This is a genomic window from Burkholderia sp. MSMB1835 (assembly GCF_001526365.1).
In the GTDB taxonomy this organism is placed as follows: domain Bacteria; phylum Pseudomonadota; class Gammaproteobacteria; order Burkholderiales; family Burkholderiaceae; genus Burkholderia.
This window is the reverse complement of record NZ_LOYP01000012.1, coordinates 1-19,026: the sequence shown is the minus strand read 5'-3', so window position 1 is coordinate 19,026 and position 19,026 is coordinate 1. Positions and strand designations below refer to the sequence as shown.

At 65.0% G+C, this 19,026-nt stretch carries 17 protein-coding genes; 13 read left to right on the top strand and 4 right to left on the bottom strand.

The features are described from left to right. Position 1: 1 nt before the first annotated feature. Positions 2-538 carry a KdsC family phosphatase gene (locus tag WS96_RS05530; protein ID WP_059831124.1) on the bottom strand — a complete coding sequence of 179 codons (537 nt, stop codon included), beginning with the start codon at positions 536-538 and terminating at the stop codon, positions 2-4. Beyond that, positions 538-1,521: an arabinose 5-phosphate isomerase KdsD gene (gene kdsD, locus WS96_RS05525; protein WP_059831122.1), complete on the bottom strand. Its 984-nt coding sequence runs from the start codon at positions 1,519-1,521 to the stop codon at positions 538-540. Before kdsD ends, WS96_RS05530 begins: the two co-directional genes overlap by 1 nt. Positions 1,522-1,646: 125 nt before the next feature. Between kdsD and WS96_RS05520 the strand changes: the two genes are divergently transcribed. The 5 genes from WS96_RS05520 (at position 1,647) to purU (ending at position 6,811) form a co-directional block, all read left to right on the top strand. Further along, positions 1,647-3,653 (top strand): monovalent cation:proton antiporter family protein, encoded by a 2,007-nt coding sequence (locus tag WS96_RS05520; protein ID WP_034208410.1) that lies wholly within the window; start codon positions 1,647-1,649, stop codon positions 3,651-3,653. A gap of 77 nt (positions 3,654-3,730) precedes the next feature. After that, positions 3,731-4,297, top strand: a complete 567-nt coding sequence (locus WS96_RS05515) for an adenine phosphoribosyltransferase (protein WP_034208409.1) — start codon at positions 3,731-3,733, stop codon at positions 4,295-4,297. 87 nt (positions 4,298-4,384) lie between these two features. Beyond that, on the top strand, positions 4,385-4,999 hold the full coding sequence (locus tag WS96_RS05510) for a LysE family translocator (protein ID WP_059831120.1): 615 nt from the start codon (positions 4,385-4,387) through the stop codon (positions 4,997-4,999). A gap of 5 nt (positions 5,000-5,004) precedes the next feature. Continuing rightward, positions 5,005-5,865 (top strand): NUDIX hydrolase, encoded by an 861-nt coding sequence (locus WS96_RS05505; protein WP_059831118.1) that lies wholly within the window; start codon positions 5,005-5,007, stop codon positions 5,863-5,865. Positions 5,866-5,926: 61 nt separating this feature from the next. Beyond that, entirely contained in the window at positions 5,927-6,811 is an 885-nt protein-coding gene (purU, locus tag WS96_RS05500) for a formyltetrahydrofolate deformylase (RefSeq protein ID WP_059506669.1), read from the top strand. Between the two features lie 92 nt (positions 6,812-6,903). Here the strand turns inward: purU and WS96_RS05495 are convergent, their stop codons facing one another. Then, the gene (locus WS96_RS05495) at positions 6,904-7,986 is read right to left on the bottom strand and encodes an AI-2E family transporter (protein ID WP_059831117.1); all 1,083 of its coding nucleotides are present in this window, start codon (positions 7,984-7,986) and stop codon (positions 6,904-6,906) included. A 262-nt stretch (positions 7,987-8,248) separates the two neighbouring features. Continuing rightward, positions 8,249-11,134 (bottom strand): excinuclease ABC subunit UvrA, encoded by a 2,886-nt coding sequence (uvrA, locus tag WS96_RS05490; protein WP_034208404.1) that lies wholly within the window; start codon positions 11,132-11,134, stop codon positions 8,249-8,251. Between the two features lie 263 nt (positions 11,135-11,397). Between uvrA and WS96_RS05485 the strand changes: the two genes are divergently transcribed. The 8 genes from WS96_RS05485 (at position 11,398) to phaP (ending at position 18,658) form a co-directional block, all read left to right on the top strand. Continuing rightward, positions 11,398-12,585 carry an MFS transporter gene (locus WS96_RS05485; protein ID WP_021162585.1) on the top strand — a complete coding sequence of 396 codons (1,188 nt, stop codon included), beginning with the start codon at positions 11,398-11,400 and terminating at the stop codon, positions 12,583-12,585. A gap of 103 nt (positions 12,586-12,688) precedes the next feature. Beyond that, positions 12,689-13,234 (top strand): single-stranded DNA-binding protein, encoded by a 546-nt coding sequence (locus WS96_RS05480; protein ID WP_059831115.1) that lies wholly within the window; start codon positions 12,689-12,691, stop codon positions 13,232-13,234. Positions 13,235-13,872: 638 nt separating this feature from the next. After that, the gene (locus WS96_RS34745; RefSeq protein WP_156443584.1) at positions 13,873-14,772 is read left to right on the top strand and encodes an RHS repeat domain-containing protein; all 900 of its coding nucleotides are present in this window, start codon (positions 13,873-13,875) and stop codon (positions 14,770-14,772) included. Then, positions 14,769-15,170, top strand: a complete 402-nt coding sequence (locus tag WS96_RS05475) for a hypothetical protein (protein WP_059831114.1) — start codon at positions 14,769-14,771, stop codon at positions 15,168-15,170. The genes WS96_RS34745 and WS96_RS05475 overlap by 4 nt, the downstream gene beginning before the upstream one ends. Positions 15,171-15,192: 22 nt before the next feature. After that, positions 15,193-15,459, top strand: coding sequence for a PAAR domain-containing protein (locus WS96_RS31905; protein ID WP_089456946.1), 267 nt, complete (start codon positions 15,193-15,195; stop codon positions 15,457-15,459). Between the two features lie 616 nt (positions 15,460-16,075). Further along, the gene (locus tag WS96_RS05470; protein WP_059831112.1) at positions 16,076-16,699 is read left to right on the top strand and encodes a DNA-3-methyladenine glycosylase; all 624 of its coding nucleotides are present in this window, start codon (positions 16,076-16,078) and stop codon (positions 16,697-16,699) included. A 113-nt stretch (positions 16,700-16,812) separates the two neighbouring features. After that, entirely contained in the window at positions 16,813-17,577 is a 765-nt protein-coding gene (locus tag WS96_RS05465; protein WP_034208399.1) for a ParA family protein, read from the top strand. Positions 17,578-18,073: 496 nt separating this feature from the next. After that, positions 18,074-18,658, top strand: a complete 585-nt coding sequence (phaP, locus tag WS96_RS05460; protein ID WP_059506684.1) for a TIGR01841 family phasin — start codon at positions 18,074-18,076, stop codon at positions 18,656-18,658. Positions 18,659-19,026: the final 368 nt, after the last annotated feature.

The following is a 19,026-nucleotide window of genomic DNA, read 5'->3' as shown; positions in this document are numbered from 1 at the left end:
GTCAGGCTCCGCAGGCGGCGGCGAGCAGCGCGTCGTAGCGGCGCTGTGCGCGCAGGATCGCATCGCAGACCTCGCGCACGGCGCCGTGGCCGCCGCGGGCTTCGGCGACCCAGTGCGCGCGGGCGATCACCTCGGGGTGCGCGTTCGCGGGGGCCGTGGCGAAGCCGCAGCGCAGCATGACCGGCAGGTCGGGCCAGTCGTCGCCCATGTAGCCGCATGCGTCGGCCGTCAGGCCGAGCGACGCGATCAGGTCGGCGAACACGTCGAGCTTGTTCTCGACGCCCTGGAACAGGTGCGCGATCTTCATTTCCTTCGCGCGCGCCGCGACGATGTCCGAGCGGCGGCCCGTGATGATCGCGGTCGCGATGCCGGCTTCGCCGAGCAGCTTCACGCCGTGGCCGTCGAGCGAATTGAACGACTTCATCGCGTCGCCGGCCGCGGTAAACAACAGGCCGCCGTCGGTCAGAACGCCGTCGACGTCGAAAATCATCAGCTTCACGCGGCTCGCGCGTTCGGCCGCAGTCAGCGCTGCGCTCATCAGATCACCTTCTTCGAAAACAGGTCGTGCATGTTCAGCGCGCCGATCAGCACGCCGGCGGCATCGACGACCAGCATCTGGTTGATCCGGTGGCGCTCCATCAGTTCCACGGCCTCGACCGCCAGGTGATCCGGCGCGATCGTGCGCGGGTCGCGCGTCATGACTTCGGTGATCGGCAGCGTGCGGAAGTCGCCGTCGCGCGCGAGCACGCGGCGCAGGTCGCCGTCCGTGAAGATGCCGACGACCTTGCCGTCGGCGTCGACCACGGCCGTCATGCCGAGGCGCTTCGCGGTGATCTGGAACAGCGCGTCCGACAGCGTGGCGTTCAGCCCGACGGACGGGACGTCGTCGCCCGAGCGCATCACGTCGCGCACGTAGGTGAGCAGGCGCCGGCCGAGCGCGCCGCCCGGATGCGAGCGCGCGAAATCTTCCGAGCCGAAGCCGCGCGCGTCGAGCACGGCGACGGCGAGCGCGTCGCCGAGCGCGAGCGCGGCGGTCGTGCTCGCGGTGGGCGCGAGGTTCAGCGGGCACGCCTCCTTCGACACCGCGGCGTTCAGGTTCACGTCGGCGAGCGTGCCGAGGCTCGACCCCGCGCGGCCCGTGATCGCGATCAGCTTCGCGCCGATCCGCTTCACGAGCGGCAGGATCGCGACGAGTTCTTCCGATTCGCCGGAATAGGAGATGCCGATGAAGACGTCGTCGGAGGTGACCATCCCGAGGTCGCCGTGGCTGGCCTCGGCAGGGTGGACGAAGAAGGCCGGCGTACCGGTGCTGGCCAGCGTGGCCGCGATCTTGCGAGCGATGTGCCCCGATTTGCCGATCCCGGAGACCACGACGCGGCCGCGGCAGCCGAGCAGCAGCGCAACGGCCTGGACGAAGCCGCCGTCGAGCTGGTCGCGCAGCGCGCGCACGGCGTCCGCCTCGATGTCGAGCACGTCGCGGGCGAGCGCGAGCGCCCGATCATCATTGATTTTCGCTATCATGCGCGGAGTATAGCAAAGGCGTTTGTTCGCCGCGCCGCGCCTTCGGACTCGTCCGACGTCGCCTGTCCACCGCCACCACCCGCGCCCGCATTGCCGTGGCCCCGACGAACGAGGACGCTTCGCCTGTGATTTCCCCGCTCGAAATGACCCTGCTGCTGCTGCTGGCCTCGGTGGTGGGCGTCGTCGTATTCCGCTCGCTGAACCTGCCGCCGATGCTCGGCTACCTGACCGTCGGCATCCTGGTCGGCCCGCACGCGTTCGGCGTCGCGGCGGATCTCGAACGGGCCGAGCACCTCGCGGAGTTCGGCGTGGTGTTCCTGATGTTTTCGATCGGCCTCGAATTCTCGCTCGCGAAGCTGAGGGCGATGCAGCGGCTCGTGTTCGGGCTCGGCCTGCTGCAGGTCGTCGCGACCCTCGTGCTCGCGCTCGTGCTCGGCGTGCTGTTCGAGCGCTGGGTGCACATCACGTGGCAGGGCAGCATCGCGCTCGGCGGCGCGCTCGCGATGTCGTCGACGGCGATCGTGTCGAAGATGCTCGCCGAGCGGCTCGAGATCGAGACGGAGCACGGCCGCAACATCTTCGGCGTGCTGCTGTTCCAGGATCTCGCGGTCGTGCCGCTGCTGATCGTGATCGCCGCGTTCGGCGCCGAATCGTCGAAGGACCTCGCGATCACGCTCGGCTTCGCGGCGCTCAAGATCGTGATCGCGCTCACGCTGCTGCTGGTCATCGGCCAGCGTTTCATGACGCGCTGGCTCAACGTCGTCGCGCGGCGCCGCTCGCAGGAGCTGTTCGTGCTGAACCTGCTGCTCGTCACGCTCGGCGCCGCGTTCGTCACCGACCGCTTCGGCCTGTCGCTCGCGCTCGGCGCGTTCATCGCGGGGATGCTCATTTCCGAGACGCCGTTCCGCCATCAGGTGGAAGAGGACATCAAGCCGTTCCGCGACGTGCTGCTCGGCCTGTTCTTCGTGACGACGGGGATGCTGCTCGACCCGCGCGTGATCTGGGAGCATCCGTTGATCGTGCTCGGCTTTTTCGTCGGGCAGATCCTGTTCAAGGCGACGATGATCGCGGGGCTCGCACGGCTGTTCGGCGCGACGCCGGGCGTTGCGATGCGCACGGGGATCGGCCTCGCGCAGGCCGGCGAATTCGGCTTCGTGCTGCTGAACCTGATTCTCGACCGGCATCTCGTCGATTCGACGCTGCTGCAGGCGATCCTCGCGTCGATGCTGCTGTCGATGCTCGCCGCGCCGTTCCTGATCCAGAACGCCGACCGCATCGTGATGCGGCTGTCGTCGACGGAGTGGATGCAGCAATCGCTGCAGATGACGCGGATCGCGACGCAAAGCCTCAAGCAGCGCGGCCACGTGATCATCTGCGGCTACGGCCGCGCGGGCCAGAACCTGGCGCGCATGCTCGAGCAGGAAGGCATTTCGTACGTCGCGCTCGACCTCGACCCTGATCGCGTGAGCGCGGCCGCGACGGCCGGCGAATCGGTCGTGTTCGGCGACGCGGCGCGCCGCGAGTCGCTGCTCGCGGCCGGTATCCACCGTGCGGCGGCCGTCGCGATCACCTACGCGAACACGCCGTCCGCGCTGCGCGTGCTGCACCACGTGCACGAGCTCGAGCCGACGCTGCCGGCGATCGTGCGCACCGTCGACGATGCCGATCTGGAGAAACTGCTCGCGGCCGGCGCGACCGAGGTGATTCCGGAGATCGTCGAGGGCAGCCTGATGCTCGCGTCGCATACGCTGGTGCTGGTCGGCGTGCCGATGCGCAAGGTCGTGCGGCGCGTCGAGGAGATGCGCGACGAGCGCTACAGCCTGCTGCGCGGCTATTTCCGCGGCGCGGACGACGCGGACGACGACGATCACGAGCAGGTGCGGCTACAATCGGTGCCGGTCGACGCGCGCGCGGACGCGGTCGGGCGTTCGCTGGAAGAACTCGGGCTGTACGCGCTCGGGCTGGAAGTCACGGCGATCCGCCGGCACGGCATCCGCGGCGTCGAACCCGATCCGCAGACCAAGCTGCGCGCGAGCGACATCGTGGTGCTGCGCGGGTTGCCCGAGGCGCTCGCGCTCGCGGAGGAGCGGTTGTCGCGCCATCGGCGCGATCCGCCGGCCGCGGCTGCGTGAGCCGCGAATCACAACCTGACCCGTATTGATCAGAAACGGTGCCCGATCTTCGCGCACCGTTTTTTTCGGAGAGTTTCATGCCGCATTCGTCGTCGGGCGCACCGCTCGATCCGGTCGCCTTCATCCACAGCCAGATCCGCACGGTGCCCGACTGGCCGCAGCCGGGCGTGCAGTTCCGCGACATCACGACGCTGCTGCAGAGCCCGAAGGCGCTGCGCATCCTCGTCGACCTGTTCGTCGAACGCTATGTCGATGCGAAGCTCGACTACGTCGCGGGGCTCGACGCGCGCGGCTTCATCATCGCGCCGATCGTCGCGTACGAGCTGAGCGTCGGCTTCGTGCCGATCCGCAAGGTCGGCAAGCTGCCGTACAAGACCCGTTCGGAATCGTACGACCTCGAATACGGCAGCGCGACGGTCGAGATCCACGAAGATGCGTGCCGCCCCGGCGACCGCGTGATCATCATGGACGACCTGATCGCGACCGGCGGCACGATGATGGCGGGGCGCAACCTGCTGCAGCGGCTCGGCGCGGTGGTCGTCGAAGGCGCGGCGATCATCGACCTGCCGGATCTCGGCGGCTCGGCGCTGCTGCGCAATGCCGGCCTGCCCGTCTATACCGTTACCGAATTCCCCGGCCACTGAACGCCGGTCCTGCAGCGGCTTGCCGCCCCGGCTTGCGCGGGTTCACGCTTGGTTCACGCTTGGCTCACGTTACGCAGCGAGGTCACGATGCCCAACTTCATGCTGTTTCTCGCCACGTCGATCGCGATCACGTTCGCGCCGGGGCCCGACAACCTGCAGGTGCTCGCGCGCGGCATCTCGCAGGGTCGCGCGGCCGGCTTCGTCGCCGCGCTCGGCTTCACGGCGGGGATCCTGTTCCACACGACGCTCGCGGCGCTCGGCGTCGCGGCCGTGCTGCGTTCGTCGCCGGTCGCGTTCCAGATCCTGAAGCTCGCGGGGGCCGCGTACCTCGTGTGGATCGGCATCAAGGCGCTGCGCAGCCAGGGCCTCGCGAACGCGCATGCGCGCCCGCCGCAGCCGCTCGGCGCGATTTTCCGGCAGAGCGTGATCGGCAACCTGATGAACCCGAAGGTCACGCTGTTCTTCGTCGTGTTCCTGCCGCAGTTCGTCGATCCGCACGGCGCGCAGGGCGTGACGCTGCAGATGTTCGAGCTCGGCGCGCTGTTCATGCTGCAGACGGCCGCGGTTTTCTCGCTGTTCGGCGTCGGCGCGGGCATGATCGGCGCGTGGCTCAAGCGTCGCCCGCAGGCCGGCGTGTGGCTCGACCGGATCGCCGGCGCGACGTTCATCGCGATCGGCATTCGCGTCGCGCTGAAGGATTGAGCGCGATGACGTTTCCGTGCATCGCGGCCGCGCGCCGCTTCGATCCGGCCGCGCACCTGCGCTTCGAGATCGCCGGCCAGGCGGTCGGCTGGGTGCGCCGCCGGGACGTCGCCAGGCTCGCACGCTGGCCCGACGTGTTCGAGCTGACCGGCGAGCGGGTCGTGCTGTCGGCGCGCTACGATTCGGTCGACGCGCGCAGCATGGCGCTGGCCGGCGCGATCGGCGCGCTCGCCGCCGAAGGCGCGATTCCCGGCTGGCGCGACGAGATCTACGCGATCCGCAACCGCTTCGACGATCCGCCGCTCGCCTACATCGAGCGCGCCGCGTCGCGCTTCTTCGGCACGCAGACCTATGCGGTGCACGTGAACGGCATCGTAGAATACGCGGTTACGCCGGGCGAGCCGGCCGCTGCGCCGAAGCTGTGGCTCGGCCGCCGCAGCGCGACCAAGGCCACGGACCCCGGCATGCTCGACAACGTCGTCGCCGGCGGGATCGGCTGGGGGCTGGGCGTTCACGAGACGCTCGCGAAGGAGTGCTGGGAAGAAGCCGGCATTCCGGCCGACCTGGCGGCGCGCGCGATCGCGGGCCGCGCGGTACAGGTGCTGAACGCGCTGCCGGAAGGCACGCAGTCGGAACTGATCTTCGTGTACGACCTGCCGCTGCCGCACGACTTCGCGCCGCGCAACCAGGACGGCGAAGTGGCCGAACACCTGCTGGCCGGCGTGCCGGAGGTGATCGGCTGGTTGCGCGAAGGCCGTGCGACGATGGATGCGAGCCTCGCGACGCTCGATACGCTGCTGCGCCACCGCTGGATTGCGGCGGCCGACGCGGCCGGTATCGACGCGCTGTTCGTACCGGCCGCGTGACGCGCGCCGCGCGGTGCGACCGGGCAATTTGACGAATACGGAAACAATGGGAGTAGCGGTCATGCCGACCGATCACAGCTTTATCTTGAAACTGTCGTGCCCCGATCGGCACGGCATCGTCCATGCGGTCTCGGGCTTCCTGTTCGAGCGCAGCAACAACATCCTCGATTCCGCGCAGTTCGGCGACAGCCGTACCGGCGAGTTCTTCATGCGCGTGCACTTCGAGCAGGACGGCGGCGGCGTGGATGCCGCGTCGGCGCTCGACACGCTTCGCAAGGAATTCGCGCCGCTCGCCGAACAGTTCTCGATGCGCTGGGAGCTGCACGATGCGGCCGTGAAGCCGCGCGTCGTGATCATGGTGTCGAAGATCGGCCACTGCCTGAACGACCTGCTGTTCCGCTATCGCACCGGCCAGTTGCCGATCGAGATTCCGGCGATCGTGTCGAATCACAAGGAGTTCTACCAGCTCGCCGCGAGCTACAACATTCCGTTCCATCACTTCCCGCTGGTCGGCGGTTCGTCCGATGCCGCGAAGGCGGCGCAGGAAGCGCGCGTGCTGGAAGTGATCGACGAGCATCAGGCCGATCTCGTCGTGCTCGCGCGCTACATGCAGATCCTGTCGCCGAACATGTGCGAGCAGCTCGCCGGGCGCGCGATCAACATCCACCATTCGTTCCTGCCGAGCTTCAAGGGCGCGAAGCCTTACTACCAGGCGTTCGACCGCGGCGTGAAGCTGATCGGCGCGACCGCGCACTACGTGACGACCGATCTCGACGAAGGCCCGATCATCGAGCAGGAAGTCGAGCGCGTCGACCACAGCATGACGCCCGACCAACTGACCGCGATCGGCCGCGACGTCGAGTGCGTGACGCTCGCGCGCGCGGTGAAGTGGCACGTCGAGCACCGGATCGTGCTGAACGGGACGAAGACGGTCGTGTTCCGCTGATCCGTCGGCCCGAAAGGCCGGCTCCACGAGCAAAAACGCCGCGCCCCGAAGGGCGCGGCGTTTTTTTTATCGCCGTCGGCGAGCGGGCGGCTTCAGATCAGCCGCAGCAGGTGCAGCTCGCGTTTCAGGTACGCATAGAAGATCGGCGCGGCGATCACGCCCGGTAGCCCGAACGCGGCTTCCATGATCAGCATCGCGAGCAGCAGCTCCCACGCGCGCGACTCGATCTGGCCGCCGATGATCTTCGCGTTCAGGAAATATTCGAGCTTGTGGATGACCACGAGGAACGCGAGCGACGCGATCGCGGTGCCCATGCTGACCGACAGCGACACCGCGACGATCAGCGTGTTCGAGATCAGGTTGCCGATCACTGGCAGCAGGCCGACGATGAACGTGACCAGCACGAGCGTTTTCGACAGCGGCAGCCGCTGGTGGAAGATCGGCAGCGCGACGAGCAGGTAGATGCCGGTGAAGGCCGCGTTGATCGCGGAGATCTTGATCTGCGCGAACACGATGCGGCGGAACGCATCGGCGAAGCGCGACACGCGCGTGACGAGCGCGGTCGACAGCGGCCGGCGCACCTTGCCCTGCTCGACGCCGATCGCGATCATCGCGCCGATGACCATCCCGAACAGCACGTGGCCGAAGCCGCGCGCGACGCTTTTGCCGCTTTGCTGGAGCTGGTCCATGTGCGAATGCATCAGCACGGCCGCCTTCGTCTTCATCTGTTCGACGTCGACGGGCAGCAGGTTCGCGATCCACGCCGGCGTGCGCGCGCGCGTCTGCTCGACGATCTGCATCAACTGGTCGAGCAGGCTCTGCAGGTTCGGCACCGTGTGCTCGAAATGCTCGATGATGCCGATCGTCAGGCCGGTGAGCCCGCCGACGATCGCGATCGACAGCAGCACGACGGCGACCCAGCGCGCGCGCATGCTGGTGGTATGGCGCTCGATCACGGGCGCGATCGTGTGGATCAGCTGATAGACGAGCAGGCCGGCCAGCATCCCGCCGAGCAGCCGCAGCTCGAGGACGAGCCACATCATGGCGAGCGCGAAGAGATAGCTGCCGATCTCGAGCGCCGACAGCTTCGGCAGGCTCAAGTCGCTCGTCAGCCGCACACTGCGCAGGTGCGGCTCGCGGTTCTGCGTGTCGCGCGACTCTTGTTGCTTCTCCATCGTGGATTCCTGTCGTCGGTGTGTCGTGCCGCGCAGTGCGAGGCAGAGCGCCGGTCGCCCGATGCCGGTCGCCAGGCGCCGCACCGGATTGGTGCGGATGGCGAACCTTACGACCGTAAAGTATAGCTGCCATTATGGTCCGCAAACGGGCCGTTTGGCGCGTGGTGTAAACGCAGAAGGGAAAACGAGGGGGCGGCCTGCCGTCGACGCGCGCGCGGCCGGGGTGCCGCGCGCGGGGAAGGGGGGAACCGGCGGACCGGGGTCAGCCGGCCGCGACTTTGCGGGTCGGACGCTTGAGCAGCGGCGCGAGGTACTTGCCGGTGAAGCTCGCCTTCGTCTTCGCGACCTGCTCGGGCGTGCCCTGCGCGATGATCTGGCCGCCGCCGGCGCCGCCTTCCGGGCCGAGGTCGATCACCCAGTCGGCCGTCTTGATCACGTCGAGGTTGTGCTCGATGATCACCACCGTGTTGCCCTGGTCGCGCAGCCGGTGGATCACTTCCAGCAGCAGCGCGATGTCGTGGAAGTGCAGGCCGGTGGTCGGCTCGTCGAGGATGTACAGCGTGCGGCCGGTGTCGCGCTTGGAGAGCTCCAGCGACAGCTTCACGCGCTGCGCCTCGCCGCCCGACAGCGTCGTGGCCGACTGGCCGAGGCGGATATAGCCGAGGCCGACGTCGAGCAGCGTCTTCAGCTTGCGCGCGATGACCGGCACCGCGCTGAAGAACTCGTACGCGTGCTCGACCGTCATGTCGAGCACTTCGCTGATGTTCTTGCCCTTGTATTGCACTTCGAGCGTTTCGCGGTTGTAGCGCTTGCCGTGGCAGACGTCGCACGGCACGTAGACGTCCGGCAGGAAGTGCATCTCGACCTTCAGCACGCCGTCGCCCTGGCACGATTCGCAGCGGCCGCCCTTCACGTTGAACGAGAAGCGGCCCGGATCGTAGCCGCGCTCCTTCGCGGTCGGCACGCCCGAGAACAGCTCGCGGATCGGCGTGAACAGGCCCGTGTACGTGGCCGGGTTCGAGCGCGGCGTGCGGCCGATCGGCGACTGATCGACGTTGATCACCTTGTCGAAGTGCTCGAGGCCCTCGATCGCCTCGTGCGGCGCCGGCTCGGCAGCCGAACCGTACAGGTGGCGCGCGACCGCGTGATACAGCGTGTCGTTGATCAGCGTCGACTTGCCGGAGCCCGACACGCCGGTGATGCAGGTCAGCAGCCCGACCGGCAGCTCGAGATCGACGTGCTTCAGGTTGTTGCCGTGCGCGTCGACGATGCGCAGCATCCGTTCCGGATCGGGCGCGAGCCGCTCGTCCGGGTACTCGATGACGCGCTTGCCGAGCAGGTACTGGCCGGTCAGCGATTGAGGGTTCGACTGCACCTGCTTCGGCGTGCCTTCGGCGACCACGACGCCGCCGTGCTCGCCCGCGCCGGGGCCCATGTCGACGACGTAGTCGGCCGTGCGGATCATGTCCTCGTCGTGCTCGACGACGATCACCGAGTTGCCGAGGTCGCGCAGATGCTTGAGCGTCGCGATCAGGCGGTCGTTGTCGCGCTGGTGCAGCCCGATCGACGGCTCGTCGAGCACGTACATCACGCCCGTGAGGCCCGAGCCGATCTGCGACGCGAGCCGGATCCGCTGCGCCTCGCCGCCCGACAGCGTTTCGGCGCTGCGCTCGAGCGACAGGTAATCGAGACCGACGTTGTTCAGGAACGTCAGGCGCGCGACGATTTCCTTGATCACCTTGTCGGCGATCTCGCGCTTCGCGCCTTCGAGCGTCAGCCCGTCGAAATAGCCGAGCGCGTCGCGCAGCGGCCAGCCGCTGATTTCATAGATGCCGCGCGCATGGTCGCCGGTGCCGATCCGCACGTGGCGTGCCTCGCGGCGCAGGCGCGTGCCGTCGCAGGACGGGCACGGCTGGTTGTTCTGGTATTTCGACAGCTCTTCGCGCACCGCGACCGAATCGGTCTCGCGGTAGCGGCGCTCGAGATTCGGGATGATCCCTTCGAACACGTGCTCACGGATCGTCGTGCGGCCGCGCTCGTTGATGTACGAGAACGGGATCGTCTGCTTGCCCGAACCGAACAGCAGCACCTTCCGGATCTTTTCGGGCAGATCCTCGAACGCGGCGTCGATGTCGAATTCGTAGAACGCCGCGAGGCTCTGCAGCATCTGGAAGTAGAACTGGTTGCGGCGGTCCCAGCCCTTCACGGCGCCGGCGGCGAGCGACAGCGACGGGTGCGCGACGACCCGCTTCGGGTCGAAGAACGTGATCTGACCGAGGCCGTCGCATTCCGGGCACGCGCCCATCGGGTTGTTGAACGAGAACAGGCGCGGCTCGAGCTCCTGCAGCGAGTACGAGCAGACCGGGCACGCGAACTTCGAGCTGAACAGGTGCTCGCGGTCGGTATCCATCTCGAGCGCGATCGCGCGGCCGTCGGCGAGGCGCAGCGCCGTCTCGAACGATTCGGCGAGCCGCTGCTTCATGTCCGGGCGCACCTTCAGGCGATCGACGACGACGTCGATCGTGTGCTTGTCGTTCTTCTTCAGCTTCGGCAGCGACTCGACCTCGTAGATCTTCGCGACGCCTTCGTTCGCGGCGCCGCCGCCCGAGCGCACGCGAAAGCGCACGAAGCCCTGCGCCTGCATCTCCTCGAACAGCTCCGCGTGCTCGCCCTTGCGGTTCGCGACGACCGGCGCGAGGATCATCAGCTTGGTTTCCTCGGGCAGCGCGAGCGCCGCGTCGACCATCTGCGACACGCTCTGCGCCTCGAGCGGGATGTCGTGGTCGGGGCAGTACGGCGTGCCGACACGTGCGTACAAAAGTCGCAGGTAGTCGTGGATTTCGGTGACCGTGCCGACGGTCGAACGCGGATTGTGGGACGTTGCCTTCTGCTCGATCGAGATCGCCGGCGACAGCCCCTCGATCAGGTCGACGTCGGGCTTCTCCATCAGCTGCAGGAACTGGCGGGCGTATGCGGACAGGCTTTCCACGTAGCGGCGCTGGCCTTCGGCATAAAGGGTGTCGAACGCGAGCGACGACTTGCCCGACCCGGACAACCCGGTAATCACGACCAGCTTGTGGCGCGGCAGGTCGAGATTGACGTTTTTCAGGTTGTGGGTGCGCGCCCCACGGATACGGATCTGTTCCATGAACCTGGCGAAAATGGAGGGAACCAAACCTGCTACTATAACGGCTTTTCGAGACCGTCGTTTACGGCCCTCAGCCTTTACAGCAGGTGGCAGCAAGGCGACGCCTGCGCCGGGGAAAGCGGTCGCGCCGCACGTTCCGGGCCGCCCGCAGGCCGCCTGCATCCGGCCCCGACGTGTCGCCCGAAAGGCCGCCAGGCCGCCGGTCCTGATCTTCCGCCGCCCGCCGCCGGGCGGACATTCCGATCATTCGAAATTCATTCCCGATGTCCAATCCGTCTGCCACGTCTTCCCGCATGACCGCGCCCGAACTGCGCGCGACCACGTCGCTCGCGGCGATCTTCGCGTTGCGCATGCTCGGCCTGTTCATGATCATGCCGGTGTTCTCGGTCTACGCGAAAACCATCCCGGGCGGCGACAACGTGCTGCTCGTCGGTATCGCGCTCGGGGCCTACGGCGTCACGCAGTCGCTGTTCTACATCTTCTACGGCTGGGCGTCCGACAAGTTCGGCCGCAAGCCGGTAATCGCCACGGGCCTCGTGATCTTCGCGCTCGGCAGCTTCGTCGCCGCGTTCGCGCACGACATCACGTGGATCATCGTCGGCCGCGTGATCCAGGGGATGGGCGCGGTGTCGTCCGCGGTGCTCGCGTTCATCGCCGACCTGACCTCCGAGCAGAACCGCACGAAGGCGATGGCGATGGTCGGCGGCTCGATCGGCGTGTCGTTCGCGGTCGCGATCGTCGGCGCGCCGATCGTGTTCCACTGGGTCGGGATGAGCGGGCTGTTCGCGATCGTCGGCGTGCTGTCGATCCTCGCGATCGGCGTCGTGCTGTGGATCGTGCCCGACGCGGCCAAGCCCGTGCACGTGCCCGCGCCGTTCGCCGAGGTGCTGCACAACGTCGAACTGCTGCGCCTGAACTTCGGCGTGCTGGTGCTGCATGCGACGCAGACGGCGCTGTTCCTCGTCGTGCCGCGCCTGCTGGTGGACGGCGGGTTGCCGGTCGCCGCGCACTGGAAGGTCTACCTGCCGGTGATGGGGCTCGCGTTCGTGATGATGGTGCCGGCGATCATCGTCGCGGAAAAGCGGGGCAAGATGAAGCCGGTGCTGCTCGGCGGCATTCTAGCTATCCTGATCGGCCAATTGTTGCTCGGCAGCGCACCGCATACCATTCTGATTGTGGCGGCGATCCTGTTCGTGTACTTCCTCGGGTTCAACATCCTGGAAGCGTCGCAGCCGTCGCTCGTGTCGAAGCTTGCGCCGGGTTCGCGCAAGGGCGCGGCCACGGGCGTCTACAACACCACGCAGTCGATCGGGCTCGCGCTCGGCGGCATCGTGGGCGGCTGGCTGCTCAAGCACGGCGGCGCGAACACGGTGTTCTACACGTGTTCGGGGCTCGTTGCCGCGTGGCTTATAATCGCGGCCAGCATGAAAGCGCCGCCGCGCAAGGCCTGAATCTGATCGTCGGGCAGGCGCGGGCGGCGTTCGCCGGCTTGCCCGGCGGGCCGCTCAGACGGCTTTCGCGGGCGGCCCCGCATCGAATTTACTGGAGAAACACATGGCATCCGTCAACAAGGTCATCCTCGTCGGCAATCTCGGCGCCGATCCTGAAGTCCGTTACCTGCCGAGCGGCGACGCGGTTGCGAACATCCGTCTCGCGACGACCGATCGCTACAAGGACAAGGCGAGCGGCGATTTCAAGGAAATGACCGAGTGGCATCGCGTCGCGTTCTTCGGCCGTCTGGCGGAAATCGTCAGCGAATACCTGAAGAAGGGTTCGTCGGTCTATATCGAAGGCCGCATCCGTACGCGCAAGTGGCAGGGTCAGGACGGCCAGGACCGTTACTCGACCGAAATCGTCGCCGAACAGATGCAGATGCTCGGCGGCCGCGGTGGTTCGGGCGGCGGCGGTGGCGGCGGTGACGAAGGCGGTTATGGCGGCGGCTACGGTGGTGGTGGCGGTCGCGGCGAGCAGGCGGAGCGCGGCGGCGGTGGCGGTCGTGCCGGCGGCGCGGCGCGTGGCGGTGCGGGCGGCGGCCAGAGCCGTCCGAGCGCGCCGGCAGGCGGCGGGTTCGACGAGATGGACGACGATATTCCGTTCTAGGAGGAACGTTAGTTCCTAGTGTAAGGATAGACCCGAGTTTCCAGGCTAAATCAACGATTTAGCCTGGATCTTCGGGTCTTTTTTCGTTTACACATTATTCGATCTAGGCGGAACGTGCCTAATCGGTAAAAAATGGGTTCCGTTCGTCGAATGGAGCCTAGCGTGACCAGATACGCAATTCGTGAAGTTCGTCTTGAGAACGGCGAACGCTTACTGACCTGCCCCCGGTTTTAGTCCGAACTGCAGTTAGAGTCCGAGGTTAAAAACTGCTGCTTTGCATCGTGCGCCCGAGCGAACTGCACCGGCGTCAGATATTCGAGTTTACTTACGACGGACATTGCAACCGGATCGGACAGACGGTACAAGCCGGGCGAGAAGCGTCCCCTCCTCAACCTGCATCGAGCCTGATTGGTAGGCTATTGTCGAGACAGGACTCTCCCGGCGGGCAGGAAATCACGGCCGCGCCACGCTCGACGCGATACTGGTACGACGGTGCGCATCAACTCTCAGGCGTTGAGCATGCTGACGGTACTCGAACCGAATACAGATACGACGCAATTGGCCGACGAATTGCGAAAATCCACACGCCTGCAAACGAAGCACCTCGAACGACGTTGTTCACTTGGGACGGCGATTGGATGCTGCAGGAAGTGTTGGCAGGTGCGTCGCCCCGAGACGATTCGGTGATTACATATATTCCGCATCCAGACCACAAGGGGCCACTGGCAAAGCTTGAGGGTGGTAAGCGCTATCACTATCTAAGCGATCATTTGGGCACGCCGCAAGAACTGGTCGACGACGAGCGTAAGGTGGTGTGGGCCGTCGATCTCAAAGGCTATGGTCAAGCGCGGATGCATATTGCAGAGGAAATTGATAATCCGATTCGATTCCCGGGGCAGTATCGCGATCTGGAATCCGGCTTGTACTACAACCGATATCGGTATTACGATCCTCAAGTAGGGCGGTACATTAATCAAGACCCGATCGGGATTGTTGGTGGTCTAAACAAATTTGCATATGCCGAATCGAATCCGGCGTCTGAATATGATCCGCTTGGGTTGTATACGCCAGGTAAGGATGGAGTTACCGGTGTTGACGCAGATGGAGTTCCGTCGTTTGATGAATCGAATACGAGATTCCATTCATACAATGTGGTTAATTCTTGTCAAAAGACGAATCCAAAGTGCAACTACAAGAGTGCAGTTGAAGGATTGCTTCGATATCCTGCTCCCGGTGCGTCGGGGGAACCCATCAAGAATGGACAAGAAAGCTTTGCGTTACCGGTAGGGTACGTGCATCATGTTGTCAAGGATGGTGGTGCGACGGTAATCAACGTTACCGAGCCAGGGCGCCACTTGCTCTCACCAGGGATTGTCAGGCGATGGGTATCGGACGACGGTAATTCAATCAGTATCCATACTTACGGCGAGGGAACCGGATATCTCCCGAAGATTAACGAATGGGCTGCTGATTCGTTGTGGGGTAAAGTCGATGCAAACATATTTAAATATATGGGGTGTCAAGGAGATAAAAAGTGAGATTCTCTGAGTTGCTTGGGGCGAGCTTGACAGCCGCAATTGTGGGCGGAGTGTTGATTGGGCTTCTTTCCATTCGGGACTTTGGGATTGTCTCGCTTTTGTTCGCCGTCGTTGCGTTTGTGGTCGCATTTTTTTCGGCAATGGTTTTGTCTTATCCGATGGCTTGGGTGAAGGCGGTGATTCCATCAGGCGCTATTTTCCCTGTGGTTATCATCGCTGGTGGAGTTGCGGCTGCACTTATTCTTGCAGTGCTCACGAAGGCATCGTGGGCGGACATGTTGGCGATCAACAAGATGTTGTTGCTGTACTCGGCCATTGGTGTTGTGTGCGCGATTTCTGCTTTTGGTTACATTGAGAGGTCCGTGATTTTTGAAGGACTACGTAAGTTATTCGGATAGATAGCGCGACGCGGAGGCTGCATTGACAAAGCCGATCATTCGCAAGGGTGATTCAACTGATCACGGCGGCTTGGTGCTCGAAGGCTTCGAGCGTGCCGACCTAAACGGTCGCCCACCGGCAGGTATTGGACACATGGTTGCGTGCCCGAAATGCAGTGGTGTCTTTCCCATTGTCCAGGGTTCGAACCAGTATGCGATAGATGGTCGACCGGTAGCGCTGGATGGGATGAAGACCGCGTGTGGCGCCGCACTAATAGCGACTCAACAGACGTTTGTCGTGAGTAGTTGAATCTGACAGGCTCTTGCTGTCTGGGGAGCCGAGCTACCGTCACCAAATGCATGCCTGCAATACCGGCACGTCGATTGGGACTGGAGATTTGCAAGCTGTGCTCAATGACGAGGCGCTAGCGCAGCGTTCGACACGGGGATCCTGCAGGAGCGCTTGATCTTCGACTGAACCCTGCCAAAAAGCGATCGCTACGCCGAGAGCATGATGCGCTTGTTATCGTATACCGTTGCCTATAGGATATGAACCTTGAGCGACGTAGTCGATTCGGTGGTGAGCACCCCGCCGTTCGAGGCGCGAGGGTTCACGATTTCGATCGCATCGGTCATCGTGCAAAGAGCTTGCCTAACCTTTGCTGGACGGTTCGTTACAAGTGGCCATCATCGTTCATTGGAATTTGTGGCGCTTCAAGAGGTTGGCAGATTTTTTTACAGTGGCATGTTCCGCTAACCGTTTTGATCGCAAGTCGCACCCCGCATCACGATGGGCCCGAATGTCCGGGTCAAGCCAGTCGCTTGGCCCGGATTTTCGGGCCTTGCTTCGTTTACGCGCTCCGGGCTCGACGATCCGGTCGATGCATATCGTGAGCTTCATCTCGCGACGATGACGGAGAGGCGCGATGCGGCGCAGTAAGACCCCGACGGCGTGGCTCGGCACCATCGTGCCGCGCGCATTCTTCAACCGCATGGCCACCGAGGTGGCGCCGCAACTGCTCAACAAGATCCTCGCGGCCGCGGACGGCCGGGCCGGCCGCATCGTCGAAGTGGAAGCGTATGCGGGCGCGCTCGATCCGGCCGCGCACACCTATCGCGGCAAGACGCCGCGCAATGCGACGATGTTCGGGCCGCCCGGGCACTTCTACGTTTATTTCACGTACGGCATGCACTGGTGCTGCAACTGCGTGTGCGGCCCGGACGGCGCGGGAACGGGCGTGCTGATCCGCGCGCTGGAGCCGCTGCACGGGCTCGAACGGATGCGTGCGGCGCGGCCGCCGCGCACGCGCGATCGCGACCTGTGCCGCGGGCCGGCGCGGTTGACGCAGGCGATGGGGATCGGCGGCGCGCAGGACGGCGTCGACCTGGTCGGCGCGCATGACGGGTTCGCGATCGTCGACGACGGGATGGCGCCGCCCGCGGATCTGGCGGGCGGGCCGCGCATCGGCATTCGCGTCGGCCAGGATCTGCCGTGGCGGTGGAGTGTGCCCGGCAACCGGTACGTATCGGGCGCGGCGCCGCGCACGTGACGGGTGCCGCGCCCAGTTCGCGTCCACTTCGCGCCCAATTCGACCTGCGTCACGCAGCCGCCATGATTGGCCGGCTAAGCTGGCCGTTTCGACGTTTCGATCGAGGGGACACCATGCGGCGGGTCGTATTCAACCAGAAGGGCGGCGTGGGCAAGTCGACGATCGTCTGCAACCTGGCGGCGATCAGTGCGAGCGAAGGATTGCGCACGCTCGTCATCGATCTCGATGCGCAGGCGAACTCGACGCGCTACCTGCTCGGCGACGCCGCGGCCGATGCGCAACCGGGCGTCGCCGGTTTCTTCGAAACCGCGCTGACCTTCAACTTCCGTCCGGTCGACATCGCGTCGTTCATCCACGCGACCCCGTTCGACGGGCTCGACGTGATGCCCGCGCATCCGGATCTCGACACGCTGCACGGCAAGCTCGAATCGCGCTACAAGATCTACAAGCTGCGCGACGCGCTGAACGAGCTCGACATGTACGACGCCGTATACATCGACACGCCGCCCGCGCTGAATTTCTATACGCGCTCGGCGCTGATCGCGGTCGAGCGCTGCCTGATCCCGTTCGACTGCGACGATTTCTCGCGCCGCGCGCTGTACACGCTGCTCGAGAACGTGAAGGAAATCCAGCAGGACCACAACGCGGCGCTCGAGGTGGAAGGGATCGTCATCAACCAGTTCCAGCCGCGCGCGAGTCTGCCGCAACGGCTGGTCGACGAGCTCGTCGACGAAGGGCTGCCGGTACTCGCGTCGCGGTTGTCCGCGTCGGTGAAGATCCGCGAATCGCATCAGCAGTCGACGCCGGTGATCCATCTCGAGCCGACGCACAAGCTGGCGCAGGAGTTTCGCGCGCTGCATCGCGAACTGGCGGGCTGATCCCGCGCCCGACCGCGTCGACCGGGGCCGCTTCAAGCGGCCTTTTTTATCGCTCCCGTAATTCGTCCGATTATTGAATTCGGTATTAATAATGTAGAAAACGATTTCATAAAGAATCCGGAAAAACGGTTACATGGGTGGTCGCTAAATTTCCAATGAGGGCCGGTTTTCTAATAAACAGAATAATGAATTGGTAAATATTGCGCGACATCATGTTGCGCTATGCTGTAAAAAGGTAAAAAAGCATTGCGGGTCGGAGCGGGCGATATCACGACCACGACGTCGACGCGCCGGGGCTTCGGCAGGCGCTCCAAAGGGTAATAAGGGTTTATACCTATCATTAATGCCACTTAATTGACAATTAATCGCTCTAAAATGGCTTCCTTCAACCGCCCGTGCACAAAAAGGTGACGGGTTGTCAATAAGGAAGCAGCTGTCGATCAAGCTTCCATTTTTCTTCAAGTCGTCTCTCGCATTGCTAACAGGAGCGTGCCCGATGTCCGTATTTGCCCCCGAAAAACTCGCCGCCGATTATCAATCCGGTATCGCCGCCTGGTTCGCGATCGCCCGTCCGGCGATCCACGGTTTCGAGGCCGTCGTCGAACTCAACCTGCAGGCGGCCCGGACGGCGCTCGAGGAATACGAGGACAAGCTGAAAAACGCGTTCAACGGCAACAACCCGGCCGCAGGCTTCGCGCAGCAGGTGGCCGCGCCGCAGGAAGCGGCCGGCAAGGTCGTGTCGTACGGCCGCCATCTGTTCGACATCGCGGTGTCGACGCAGTCCGAATGGGCGAAGGTCGCGCAGGCGCAGTACGAGCAGAACGACAAGCGCCTGAAGGACGTGCTCGGCGAACTGTCGAAGCATGCGCCGGCCGGCTCGGCGCCGGTGGTGGCCGCGCTGAATTCGGCGCTGTCCGCGGCGAGCGCCGCGGCCGACTCCGTGCGTGCGGCGACGGGGCAAGCGCTCGAAGCGGCGCAGAGCGGCTTCGATGCGGTCAGCGAAACGGCCACGCGCGGCGCCAAGCAGACGGCGGCCGCTGCCCGCAAGGACGCAGCGGCTGCGCGCGAATCGGCAGCGTAACCGCGTGAGTGCGTGTCGCGCGCAGGCGCGACACGATTGACCGGCGCCGGATGGCGCCGGACGCCGCGTGTGCCACGCGGGGGTCCGGCGAACGCCCGGTGCGCCGCAAGACGACCGTGCACGGTTGCCCGTGCCGCGGTGTGCCGTGCCGCCGGTGCGAACGGATGCTGCCCGCCATGCGGCGGCATGCGACCGCGCTCGCGCCGGATGGCCCGACGCACGCCATCGCCACGTGCAGCCGCCTCGTGCCGGCGTCGGAACGACGAACTGATTTCAATGCAGGGATTGAACATGACGGATGTAGTGATCGTATCGGCCGCGCGGACCGCGGTCGGCAAATTCGGCGGCTCGCTGGCGAAGATTGCGGC

Bases quoted from the DNA above. Each gene is read 5' to 3' on its own strand.
- WS96_RS05530 (WP_059831124.1), bottom strand. From the start codon at position 538: ATGAGCGCAGCGCTGACTGCGGCCGAACGCGCGAGCCGCGTGAAGCTG.
- kdsD (WP_059831122.1), bottom strand. From the start codon at position 1,521: ATGATAGCGAAAATCAATGATGATCGGGCGCTCGCGCTCGCCCGCGAC.
- WS96_RS05515 (WP_034208409.1), top strand. From the start codon at position 3,731: ATGCCGCATTCGTCGTCGGGCGCACCGCTCGATCCGGTCGCCTTCATC.
- WS96_RS05510 (WP_059831120.1), top strand. From the start codon at position 4,385: ATGCCCAACTTCATGCTGTTTCTCGCCACGTCGATCGCGATCACGTTC.
- WS96_RS05505 (WP_059831118.1), top strand. From the start codon at position 5,005: ATGACGTTTCCGTGCATCGCGGCCGCGCGCCGCTTCGATCCGGCCGCG.
- purU (WP_059506669.1), top strand. From the start codon at position 5,927: ATGCCGACCGATCACAGCTTTATCTTGAAACTGTCGTGCCCCGATCGG.
- WS96_RS05495 (WP_059831117.1), bottom strand. From the start codon at position 7,986: ATGGAGAAGCAACAAGAGTCGCGCGACACGCAGAACCGCGAGCCGCAC.
- uvrA (WP_034208404.1), bottom strand. From the start codon at position 11,134: ATGGAACAGATCCGTATCCGTGGGGCGCGCACCCACAACCTGAAAAAC.
- WS96_RS05485 (WP_021162585.1), top strand. From the start codon at position 11,398: ATGTCCAATCCGTCTGCCACGTCTTCCCGCATGACCGCGCCCGAACTG.
- WS96_RS05480 (WP_059831115.1), top strand. From the start codon at position 12,689: ATGGCATCCGTCAACAAGGTCATCCTCGTCGGCAATCTCGGCGCCGAT.
- WS96_RS34745 (WP_156443584.1), top strand. From the start codon at position 13,873: ATGCTGCAGGAAGTGTTGGCAGGTGCGTCGCCCCGAGACGATTCGGTG.
- WS96_RS05470 (WP_059831112.1), top strand. From the start codon at position 16,076: ATGCGGCGCAGTAAGACCCCGACGGCGTGGCTCGGCACCATCGTGCCG.
- WS96_RS05465 (WP_034208399.1), top strand. From the start codon at position 16,813: ATGCGGCGGGTCGTATTCAACCAGAAGGGCGGCGTGGGCAAGTCGACG.
- phaP (WP_059506684.1), top strand. From the start codon at position 18,074: ATGTCCGTATTTGCCCCCGAAAAACTCGCCGCCGATTATCAATCCGGT.